Below are 12135 nucleotides of genomic sequence, written 5' to 3'. Positions count from 1 at the left end.
AGATATAAAAAGCCCCTTTTGTGGCGACAATCATAAAAGGGGCTTCGCTCCATTCTTAAATGAAGTTACAACATTGCCTATTTTTCTCCTATTTTAAAAAACATTGAATAAAAAACAGGAACGACAACGAGCGTCAAAATCGTTGCGAAAGCAAGACCAAACATAATGGTAACAGCTAAGGCTGAAAAAAGAACGTCGAAAAGAAGAGGTATCATGCCTAAAACGGTAGTCATAGCTGCCATAGATACAGGCCGAGCTCGGCTTACCGCTGAATCGACAATAGCATCGAATCCATGTTTTCCCTCTCTGATTTCCAAATCAATCTGGTCAATCAATACAATGGCGTTTTTAATAAGCATTCCAGTAAGACTCAAAAATCCTAGCAAAGCCATAAAATCAAAAGATTTATTGAAAAGAAGCAACCCCGCAGTCACTCCAATAATAGAAAGAGGAAGGCATAGCATAATAATTATTGGCTGCTTAAATCCGTTAAACAGAATTACCAGTATGACGATAATAGCAATAAACGCTATAGGGATCATTCCCATAAGGCCACCTTGAGCCGTTTGAGAACTCTCATATTCACCTCCCCAATCAAGTTTATACCCTATAGGAAGCTTTATCGCTTCTATATCAGGCCGGACTCGAGAAAAAAGGAGGGCAGCATTACCAGAACGAGAGTCACATTCAACAGTCAACGTCCTCATTCTGTTTCGTCTATAAATAATGGGATCCTCTGCAACAATATCAATACTTTTTGTTATCTGCCCCAAAGTTATATATTTTTTCATGAGAGGACTCCAAATCTGAACATCTTGTAAAGTTCCCGGTTTCGCTCTGTCTGCTTTAGGCAATGCAACTATGATAGGTAGTAACTTGTCATTTTCCCTATATAGTCCTGCCTTTGAGCCTGTAAAAGACATCTCTAGCGCTGCTGCAATATCTGTTCTGGAAAGCCCTGCCTGACGAGTTCGAACTTCATCAAGAGTAGGTCGAATAATTTTGACTTTCTCTCCCCAATCGCTTCTAATGTTTATAGAATCTGAGTCACCTCTAAAGATTAAAAGGGCCTGATCCCCAAGATTTCTAAGAACTTTGGGGTCTTCTCCCATAAATCGAGCCTGAATTTTGGCGCCACTTCCAGTTCCTTTACTAAATGACCGAACACGAGGATCAACATCTGGCATCTCTGCGGTCATAAAGGTAGTAACCTTATTGCTTAATATTGATGATGATTTAGAATTCCTACTTTCAACAATCAAATGGCCGTAACTATCTGAAGGATCGCTGGGAGTATATGTCAAAATAAAACGAAGTGCGCCCTGCCCAGCATAGCTTGCCACAGATTTTGTTTCAGGTTGTTTCAGAAGAAAAGACTCCACATTCTTAACATCTTTTAACGTTTCGTCTATATACGCACCTTTTGGACGCCAGAAATCAATTGTAAACATTGGACTCGTAGAGTTCGGGAAAAAGGATCGATCAACAAAAGTAAAACCAAAAAGCGCACATCCCAACAAAAGTACTAAAACAATTACTGTTCTTTTTCTCTTTCTGAGACATACTTCAAGGAAAGTTCTATACATTCTATATAATTTCGTATCGTAGGGATCCTTTCCTTCTTGAGTGACTGACGTTTTTAAAAAATGTACACCTGCAACAGGTGTGACCGTAACAGCTAATATCCAACTCAAAAGCAAAGAAATCCCTACAACTTGAAAGAGACTTCTACAAAACTCCCCCGTACTATCAGGGGACAAACCAATTGGAGCAAAAGCTATAACAGCTATAAAAGTAGCACCTAACAATGGCCATTGTGTTTGGGTTACAACTTCAATTGCCGAAGATACTCTTTCTTTCCCCGTCTGGATTCGAACTAAAATACCGTCGGCAACTACGATAGCATTATCGACAAGCATGCCAAGAGCAACGATAAGAGCACCTAAAGATATGCTATGAAGGTCTATTTTCGCCATTTTCATCGCTATAAATGTAGCCAAAATAGTAAGCAATAAAACTCCACCAATAAGCATTCCACTTCTAATGCCCATAAAAATCAGTAAAATAGCGATAACAATAATCAAAGCTTCCAAAAGATTCATTAAAAAGTTATTAATCGCATCTCGCACTGTATCAGATTGATAATAAATCAACCCTAAATCCATACCAACAGGAGTCATGGGCTCAAGCTCTTTCAGTTTTTTCTTAATGGCTTCCCCCATAGTAATAACGTTGCCGCCTTCAATATTCGATATTCCAATACCTATAGCTGGAGTCCCGTTAAATCGTACTATTGCACGAGGAGGAGCTACATATTCTCGTGTAATGGTTGCTACATCCGCCAAACGTATCAATGTACCTGAAGAAGAGGGAAAAATCAGAGCCCCTATTTGAGCGACGGAAGAGAACTCTCCTGTTGGAGTTATACGAATATACTCCGATCCCGCTTGAACTTTTCCAGATGAAACCACAATATTCTGAGCTTGAAGTGCTTGGAAAATTTCCTGGGTAGAAATCCCAAGCTGTGTCAGTTTAGGACGAGAAATCTCAACATAAATAGCCTCCTGCTGGGTACCATGAATTTCCACACTCGCAACTCCAGGAACAAGCAGCAATTCTTTTTTTAAAAAATCAGCAAAATCTTCTAACTCTTTATATGTATATCCTTCCCCAGTCAAAGCAAAATAAACGCCATACACATCTCCATAATCATCGTTTATAAGAGAAGGACCAGCACCCGGAGGCAATTGCCTTTGTATATCATTTATCTTGCGTCGTAATTCATCCCATATTTGAGGCAAATCTTTAGCTGTGTAGATATCTTTGATGTCAACATATACTATTGATACCCCTTCTTGAGAAAGAGAACGAACTTTGTCGATCTGCCCCATCTGTTGAGCAGCTCTCTCTATAACTTCCGTAACTTCCTCCTCAACTTCACGTGGCGTCGCTCCAGGATACGTAGTTGTCACAACAGCCGTTTTGATTGTGAAAGCAGGATCTTCAAGTTTGCCTAATTTACCATAGGCAAAAATGCCAAAAATGACCACTATCACAACAATAAACCATGTAACATTCTTTTTCCGTATGGAGTACTCCGCTATATTCATGATAAGCCTCTCTATTCCTCAGAGTTAAAAAATGTTACAGAATCACCTTCTACCAAGTAATGTACACCAGCAATAACAATTCGGCTTCCAGTGTTAACGCCCCCACGTATAATGGCCATATCATCTTTATAAGAAAGCAAAGAAACTTCAGCCTTATGAACAGTCATTGTTTTTTCGTCTACAATCCATACAAAATGTTTCGTATCTTCTCCAGGAACAACAGCTATGGAAGGAACAAGAAAATCACCAGTTCCTTTGGTTTCCCCTTCACCTACTATTTCTATTTGCGTTGTCATTCCCGGTAAAGCTATAAAATCTTCAGGATAAGGCATTGAAAAAGTTGCAGCATATGTTTGAGTCTGAGGATCTGCTTTAGTGGTAATTTCTTTAAATTCTAACGGATATTTTTTGCCAGGCGAAGCTTCGAAAGACGCAAAAAAAGAAGGACTTCTGTAAGTTTTAATTCGCATAATATCTTGTTCTGGAACAGAAATGATAATTTCTATCCTTTCAAGATTTTGTAAACTTATAATGGTTTGGTTTTTTTGTACGCTTTGGTAGTTATCTACATAACGTTCTGCGACAATTCCATTAAAAGGGGCTCTAAGTTCCGTATCCTTAAGTGCACTTTGAGCCGCTTCTACTTGAGCTTTCAATCCCTGAATAGTAGCCTCCATAGCTTTAATATCCTCAACACGTGCGCCACTTCGTGCCTCCTGTAACTGCTGACTTGCAGTATTCAATTCACCTTTTGCCACTTCATAAGTCGTTTTAGCTCTTTCTAAGTCAACTTGCGCCACAACACCTTCATCAAAGAGTCGATTCATTCTTTGATAATCTGTCTCTGCTTCCGAAAGTCGTGCTTTAGCCGAGGAAACCTTTGATGATAAGGCTGAAATCTCTTCTTTTCTCGCACCAGCTTTCATAGCATCCAACTGCGCGCTAGCATTACTGAGTGCACTTTGAGCATTAGTTAACTGAATTCTAAAATCACGTGGGTCTATTCTAGCAATAAGACTTCCTTGCTGAATTGATGCCCCTTTTTTCACAGGTAACTCAACTAATGGACCTGAAACACGAAAAGAAAGTTCTGCTGTTTTTGACGCAATAACCTTTCCAGGGAAAATTCTCCGAAAAGTAACTTCAGGGGCTAGAAGTGTCATGGTTTTTACAGGTCGCGATGCTTTTTCAGGTGAAATCTCTGTCTTCCTTCCAGTAATTCCCATCAAAAGGAAACCTCCCACAGCAAAAAACACCAAGGCAGCAATTCCCCATATTTTTTTAGCCATTTTTTTCTTTTGATCCTGAAATTCACTCATATGCCTTCCTCCATAAAAATAGATGTCGATTGTACACACAAAAAAGGATAGCTATTTTACGTTTCTTCTCTTAAAAAAATCAGCAAAAAGTAGGATTTTTAGCGAATGTAGGATTTTTCGCAATGGCTCAAAGCATCAGAGAGCCATTGTGGATGCATAGGCATCAACGGTGTTGGCAACTTTTGAGGATCAAAGAAACCAGCATTCAGAGTTTCCTCACCTGTTTTTTTCAAAATTCCTCCTTTCATTTTACACTCAAAACATGTTGTAATAAAATGACAAATTTTCAAATCTGGATAACGAATAATTTGTGATGCAGGATCCGAGTAGACACCAATTAAACGTTGTACTTCCACTTCCAATCCTGTTTCTTCGAAAATTTCTCGTATGATCGCATGCTCAACCTTTTCAGCAGGTTCAATGTGCCCAGATGGAATGCCCCACAATCCGTTATCTGCTCGTTTCATCAAGAGAACTTCTCCCTTATCATTAAAGACAACACCCGCTACACCTGGTTCTACACTTTGCGGCCAAATATGTGAAGGTGCTTGCCATTCCCTTATTGAAACATCAGGGTCAAATAAATCTAGTAACGTCACAATATGAGCATCTGCATTTCTATAATCGTTAGAGAAAGGAAAGGAAATATTCTCTCCCATAAGAATAGCTTGCATACCTATTTGATGAGCACCCAAAATATCCACACTAGGAGTGTCTCCAATCATAACAGCTTTATCACTCGAAAAAGTTAATGTATCTAAAGCCTTTAAAAACATCGGGGAATAGGGTTTGCCTATTATCTGAGGGGACCTTCCAGATGCAACATGAAGAGCTTCAACGACAGCTCCTACAGCTGCTAGAGGCCCGTTCTCCGATGGAAAATTACAGTCAGCATTCGTAGCAATAAAAGTTACCCCGTTATGAATGGCAAGTGCAGCGCGCCTTATTTCAGCCAAAGTTATTGAATCTCCCCATCCAGCAATAACCGCATCGCACGTAAAGTCATTAACGATTTTGACTCCAGCATTGGCTATTTCTTCTTTCAAATAATCATCACCCAAAACCCAAGCCCGTCTTATTCCATGTTCTGCAGCGTAAACACCTGTAACCCAGCCTGAAGTTATAACTTCTTCATCTTTTGCATCAATACCCATCCTATGCAAACGTTTCGTAATTCGTTTACGCGTCGTAGGATTGTTCGTAAGAAAGCGAATAGTTTTATCCCTTTCTCTCAAACGAGAAAGGGCTTCTTGCGCACCAGGTGTAAGCTCTCTGCTTATATAAACTACGCCATCAAGGTCAAAGAAAAAGGCATCAAATAAATCCGCAAGCATATCTATCTCTCCTTATTAAAATTCTCTTTCCCCAAGTATTTTATACCAGCAGAGTAATACTAACAGTTTATGATTATCAGATTTCATTAAAAGAGGGAAGAGCGCTTTTTCGCGCTCTTCCCTCTTTGTATTAAAAAACAGCAATATGAATTAATATTTTTACAATTTACATATTCATATCTTTACGCATACGTTCTGCTATTTCGTTTTTAACAACAGGATCCTGTGAAAAGCCTTTCCATATAGCCACGCAAGCAATAAGCATAACGACAGAAAATGGAAATGCCGCAACTATAGAAATTGTCTGTAGAGCCTTCAATCCTCCACTCATTAAGAGAACAGCCGCCAAAGCAGCTAAAAGAATGCCCCAAATTGCTATCTTAATTTTAGAAGGATTAATCTCACCATCTTCAGAATACATAGCTAGAACAAGAGAAGCAGCTTGCCCAGACGTAATGAAAAACGTCGAAACCAAAATAGCTGCAAGACCAGATAAGACCTGACCTAAGGGGTAATAAGAAAAAACCTTATATAGACCTGTTGAGATATTTTCTAAAACTGCTTGCCCTACAGGAGCAATTCCTGCAATGTCAAGATGAATACCTGATGTTCCAAAAACTGCAAACCAAACAAAGGTTCCTAAGCTGGGAGTAAGAAGAGCTCCAATAATAAACTCTCGTACGGTGCGTCCTTTAGAAACTCTTGCAATAAAAGAACCAGCGAAAGGAGCCCAGGCCATCCACCAAGCCCAATAAAAGACAGTCCATCCTCCAAGCCATTTAGAGAGAGCTCCACCATAAGGAGCCATTAAGAAAGATTGCTTTACAATTCCACTAAAATAGTAACCAATACCATTAAGGAATGAGCCTAGAATTGATACAGTTGGGCCAACTGCGAACATTACAAGCATAATCGCAAAAGCTATGTATAGATTCAAATCAGAAATCATTTTGATTCCCTTATTGATTCCTGAGACAGCTGCAGCCACATAAATACAAGTAATTACAATGATGACACTCATTTGTGTAGAAAAGGCATCTGGTAAACCAAGCAAATGATTCAACCCGCTTGTAATTTGCATAGCACCAAGACCAAGAGATGTTGCTAATCCAGCCAAAGTTGCAAAAATAGCCAATATATCTATTATTTTACAAACAACACTTTTCTGACCGGCTTCTCCCGTTAGGGGAATCATAAAACTACTAACCAAAGCTTTTCCGCCACGACGATACTGAGCATAAGCAATAGCAAGTCCCATAACGCAGAAACCCGCCCAAGGGTGAAGTCCCCAATGGTGAAAAGTAATCTGCATTGCCTGCGCAGCAGCTTCAGCTGTTCTAGGTTCAGCTAAAGGTGGAGCCATATAGTGCATAAGAGGCTCTCCCACGCTATAGAAGACAAGACCGATACCCATAGAACCAGAAAATAACATGGCTAGCCATGAAAAATTGCTGAATTCCGGCTTTGAATCTGGATCACCAAGTTTAATTTTCCCAAAACGGCTAAAAGCAATAATGACACAGAAAAGCAAAAGTAAAGACATTACAGAAACGTAGAGCCAGCCAAATTTGGCTATTAAAAAATCAAAAACATTACTGGCTCCGACACCTAATCCTTCTGGATCAACTATGCCCCAAACAACTACAAAAAGAGTGATACACAACGCTACAATAAAAACTGGATTCATCTTCTTGCTTTTGCCCATTGATAATACTCCCTTCTTTGCACGAAGTTAAAGTAATAGTAATTATGAAGAACAGGAGAAACTGAACTTATCGAGCTTCTCCTGTAATAAAAGCCTCATTCAAAGACTGTCTGTTTCTGAATGTCATCTGTTAAGGCTAAAATAGCCTTCTTTACAATTGCTAATCTAAACTCGAATTCTTGATCTTTTTCAAGGGAAGGATTACCAAGTGGATGAGGAATGGAACTTCCTTGAACTATCCTATTAGGACCGATAGAAGCAGCTATATCGGTTAAATTTGTAATTACAACAACAGGAATGCCAGCTTTTTCTATTTCCTTAGCCATCGTTGACCCGCAACGAGTACAGGTTCCTCAGGTAGTCACAAGAACTACAGCATCCACAGCCTGTTCTTTTAATTTTTCTACAATCTCCAATGCCATTCGTGAAGCTTCTTTTTGAGTTGTTCCCGTACCTACTGTTGCAAAATAATAATCGTTTACAGATCCAATCTTTTCTTCTTTTACTAGATATTTCAGAGCATCAAGGGGTAAGACTCTGTTAGGATCAGCATTAGCAGCTTCTGAATCATAACCTGCATGAATTGTTACAAAATCTCCAGCAGGAAGCCTATCAAGTTGAGAAACGTTATACTCTCCCCAAATAGTTGCAGAAGCAGATTGTATCCTGTCAGGATTTTCCTTAGGTACTATTCCACCAGATGTAACTAAAGCAATTCTAGCCTTAGTTATATCCTTTACAGCTGAAGCAATAGGAACAATATCTGGTTCAGGAATAGGCAACTCCGTTTGAAAAGATTCACCTTTCAACTTTTTCATTAACATGCTAAAGAGACGATCATGGGCAGGAATTGATGGTTTGGGAAAATATTGGTGACGAATGCCTCGTCCGAAATATCCCTCTTCCACAGCAGGAGCCAAGACCTCTTTACGAGCAATTTTATCTGCAAAAAGAGCCATCTTTTCCGCATCTTGTTTCATAAAGGTAGCTTTTCGACCACCTTTAAAGATGTATATATCCTTCTTGAACAATTCAACGCCAGGATTCTCTTCATTCATAGATGTAATTACTGGCACGTTAAAATGATTCGCTACAGCTTTACAGATAAGGCCACAACCACTTCCGTATCGCCCAGCCATAAATGCCGGACCGGCAAAGAAAAAGTCAAATTCCTCTTTTTCCAACCATCCAATGATCTCTGAAAGGGCTTCTTCTGTATGCTCATTTACATAATTGTCCCCGCAGATGATAGTATGTGTAATTTCAATTTCAGAAAGAAGAGAATTGAGTATATTAGAGCAACCAACTAACTCTGTGTGAAAAGAGGGCCGATAATCAGCCTTGTCTTCTCCCCCAATTTGTCCAAAAAACTGATTTATGTAATGGATAGCTTTCAACATGTTACGCCTCCTTAAAACTCCGCACAGCGTTTAATAGAATCGCCTGTTTGAGCATCGCCATCAAGAAAGGCCTGCGCCTCAATAGTGAGAGAGCCATCTTCACGTACACAACCTTCCCATCCACCACCACAACCGTCTCGAGCAATAGACTCTAAATCTCCTAAAACAACAGGCATAGAAGGCAACTCTAAAATTTCTGATACATTTCCTGTAGAAACCAGGGCATCAGCTTCTTTTCTCATAAGCACCATAGGTTGAGAAGCTCCGTCTCTTCCTGTGCATTCATTAACCGCACCTACCGTTTTTATCCCCATTTTTTCAAGCTCTGCTATAGTGAGCATAAAACCCACATCAGCATTTCCATATCCTTCTCTGGAAATGATGACTCCGTCTGCCCCTAAAGCTTGCGCTAAACGACTATCTGTTAAAACGCACAGCTTTTTCTCGCTGAGCTCAACTGTCTCATTGCTCAGAATGACGCCAAGGAAATTGATTTCTTTACCGTGCTCTTTCATTAGTTTTTTGACTATGGAATTATTTTGAAAGGAATATGTTGACATATTGTTTGAAGCAGGTGTAAAACTGCCTCCCGCAATAGCACCGTCAAGAATTTCATTGGGATGCACATACATAGGAAGAATTCTCTTTGTATCCCAACCATAGTACTCTGCGTTATATCCTCTGTCTTCCCATTGTGCCAACACCTTCATTATATACGCAACACGAGGAAGTGACTCTACATCTGATCCGCGCTTACCAAGAGGAGGTAAATCATAAACTTCTATATCCTCCGGCTCAAGATGTCGTAGGCATTCGCCTAAATATTTTGCCAGACGCATCCCTGCTTTACGATGGGCTATATTTCTTTTTTGGAATGCTCTCTTTTCAAATTCTTCGTCAGTTTCTGCTACAAGAACCAAATTGGTCATTGAGCCGAAAATAGTATGGTTCTGAAATTCTCCTCCCATATCGATTAGACCATCCTGAAAACATCCCCAATGTTTTCCAACAGAGAGAACGGAACACTCCTTTAACGCATGGGTACGTCCTTGTCCTACAGGTTCGAAACTATCAAAAAAACCAGGGAAAATAGAATTTCCAGTAACTTTACATCTTGGTTCAAAAGCATCCTTTACAGGCGTGATACGAACCATGTCACCCGGCTTAACGATATGTAATTCTGCTTCCGTAATGTGAGCGTCTTCAAAAACTACATCTAAGGCTTCTTTTTTATTTATAGTAAGAACGCCGTTACTAAAAGCTGTCGCATCGCCAAAAACCATATCTTTCACATGAAAATTACCTATCTCTAATCTCATAAAAAACCATCCCCCCTTGGAGACTCATTCTAGGGGGGATGGTGTGTGAGTGTATATTGCACACTGTGTAATAGAGTAATAAGCAAGTGTATGATTTTTATCTCACACAGTGAGTGAGATAGGTGAAAAAGGAGGGGACTTTGAAGGATGTTACTCTTTGCAAATACCCTCTCGAATACAATATCGGATCAAATCAACAAAAGTATCACAGTTAAGCTTTGCCATGATATTGCTTCTATGAGTATTAACGGTATGGCGGCTTATAGAAAGTTTTTGTGCTATTTCATGAACTTTAAGCCCATGAGCTAAAAGGCATAAAATTTCTCTTTCTCTCTCTGTTAACTCAGGTTCTCTTAACTCTTCTGAGTTTTCCAGGAGGTTAAGGTAGTTTTTTATAATCAACGAACCTGCTGTAGAACACAAGTAAAAAGCTCCATAATATACCGCTTGAATAGCTCTCTCCAGCTCTTCTGTCTCGCAATCTTTTAAAACGTATCCAGTAGCTCCCGATCGAAGCATATCAGAAATAATATAAACATTAGAATACATGGAAAGTGCTAGTACCTTCAAATCAGGTAAGCATTTCTTTAACTTTTGGGTGAGTATGCTTCCATTCATATCAGGCATCGTAACATCTACGATGGCTAAATCTATATCCGAATTTTGACTTATGACTCGCAACGCTTCTTTTCCACTGATCGCTGTAAATATTTCTTCAATAAAATTATTTTGTTCAAGGGATCGCTTCAATCCATCAAGAAACATTTTATGATCATCAACAAGCAATATTTTCATCTAAAATTTAACCTTTCGCTCCTGTAAATCTGTTGTATTGGCTGGAGCTGAAACTAAGATAGTACTTCCTTTCCCCGGCTCACTAAGAATTTCAACCGTTCCTCCAATATAATTAAGCCTTTCTTTAATGCTGAATAATCCAAAGTGATTTGAACCACTTATGAGAAATAAATTGTTTTTTTCAAAGCCAATTCCGTTATCATCTACAACTATTTCAGCATTACGAGGTGTACGCCTCAATGTAGCAGAAACTTTTGTCGCTTGTGCATGTTTAATTACATTGACAAACAGTTCCCTGACAATTTGAAATAAAAGAACAGTTACATTATCATCAATACCTTGATCACAGACTTTTCCTCTATATGTGAAGTAGATATTATTTTTTTTAAATAACCGTTCTCCTAAATCTTTTATTGCTGCACCTAACCCCACCTCGTACAAGATAGGGGAACTGATTTGAAACGTCAATTCTCGTGCATCATCAATAATATCTTGCAAAATATTAATGGTATCATTCACTTTAGAAAGTGCAGCTTCATCTTCATCTGCCAATTTCCGTATTTGCTTTAGATTATTCATGACCGTCACAAAAGAATAGCCAAATTGATCATGTATCTCTCGAGCTATAGTGCGGCGAATTCCTTCTTCTGTAAGAGACAGACGAGTTACTAAACTTTGTAATTCCTGACTGTATTTCAAAAGCATCCTCTGACTTCTATCAAGAGCTTCTTCTGATTGATAATATTGCGTAAGATCAAGAAAAAGAACACCTATAACATTACTGTTTACTGGAAAAAACAAGGCATGAAGATAACGATCTGTTTCCCTGCTGTACCCTTCAAAATGTCTGGAATGACCAGACTTAGCTGTTTCAAGCATGTTATCCATCCATAACTCTTCAGGATTAGGCCAAACCTCCTGAAAAGTTTTTCCTACAACGTTAATACGTTTGCGCCTCATTACTTTTTCATAAGAAGGATTAACGTCAATAAAGCGGAAATCAATAGGACATCCCTCTTCATCCCTTATAATTTCATGTAAAGCAAACGGTTCTAAAAGAGTTTTTAAAATAGATTCATACGCTGTGACATGAAGGACTTTTTCTGACATAGAACTATCGCTCCTTAAATCTAATTAAAGCTCCTATAAAAGA

The 12135-nt window shown here is 39.0% G+C and carries 8 protein-coding genes; all 8 read right to left on the bottom strand.

Annotation, left to right across the window (positions count from 1 at the left end):
* Positions 1–77: 77 nt before the first annotated feature.
* Positions 78–3110: an efflux RND transporter permease subunit gene (locus ACZ5GY_RS02250; protein WP_307879512.1), complete on the bottom strand. Its 3033-nt coding sequence runs from the start codon at positions 3108–3110 to the stop codon at positions 78–80.
* Between the two features lie 11 nt (positions 3111–3121).
* The gene (locus ACZ5GY_RS02245; RefSeq protein ID WP_213699706.1) at positions 3122–4429 is read right to left on the bottom strand and encodes an efflux RND transporter periplasmic adaptor subunit; all 1308 of its coding nucleotides are present in this window, start codon (positions 4427–4429) and stop codon (positions 3122–3124) included.
* A 98-nt stretch (positions 4430–4527) separates the two neighbouring features.
* The gene (locus ACZ5GY_RS02240; RefSeq protein ID WP_213691910.1) at positions 4528–5763 is read right to left on the bottom strand and encodes an HAD-IIA family hydrolase; all 1236 of its coding nucleotides are present in this window, start codon (positions 5761–5763) and stop codon (positions 4528–4530) included.
* A gap of 166 nt (positions 5764–5929) precedes the next feature.
* The gene (locus ACZ5GY_RS02235; protein WP_213691911.1) at positions 5930–7468 is read right to left on the bottom strand and encodes a BCCT family transporter; all 1539 of its coding nucleotides are present in this window, start codon (positions 7466–7468) and stop codon (positions 5930–5932) included.
* Between the two features lie 95 nt (positions 7469–7563).
* Entirely contained in the window at positions 7564–8868 is a 1305-nt protein-coding gene (locus tag ACZ5GY_RS02230; protein ID WP_213699704.1) for a glycine/betaine/sarcosine/D-proline family reductase selenoprotein B, read from the bottom strand.
* Between the two features lie 11 nt (positions 8869–8879).
* Entirely contained in the window at positions 8880–10187 is a 1308-nt protein-coding gene (locus ACZ5GY_RS02225; protein ID WP_213701137.1) for a glycine/sarcosine/betaine reductase component B subunit, read from the bottom strand.
* A gap of 150 nt (positions 10188–10337) precedes the next feature.
* Positions 10338–10982 carry a response regulator transcription factor gene (locus ACZ5GY_RS02220; RefSeq protein WP_213691914.1) on the bottom strand — a complete coding sequence of 215 codons (645 nt, stop codon included), beginning with the start codon at positions 10980–10982 and terminating at the stop codon, positions 10338–10340.
* A complete protein-coding gene (locus ACZ5GY_RS02215; RefSeq protein WP_213699703.1) occupies positions 10983–12092 on the bottom strand; it encodes a PAS domain-containing sensor histidine kinase in 1110 nt (369 codons plus the stop codon).
* Positions 12093–12135: the final 43 nt, after the last annotated feature.

Source organism: Aminobacterium thunnarium, assembly GCF_055390565.1.
This window is presented reverse-complemented; position numbering and strand designations above follow the sequence as displayed.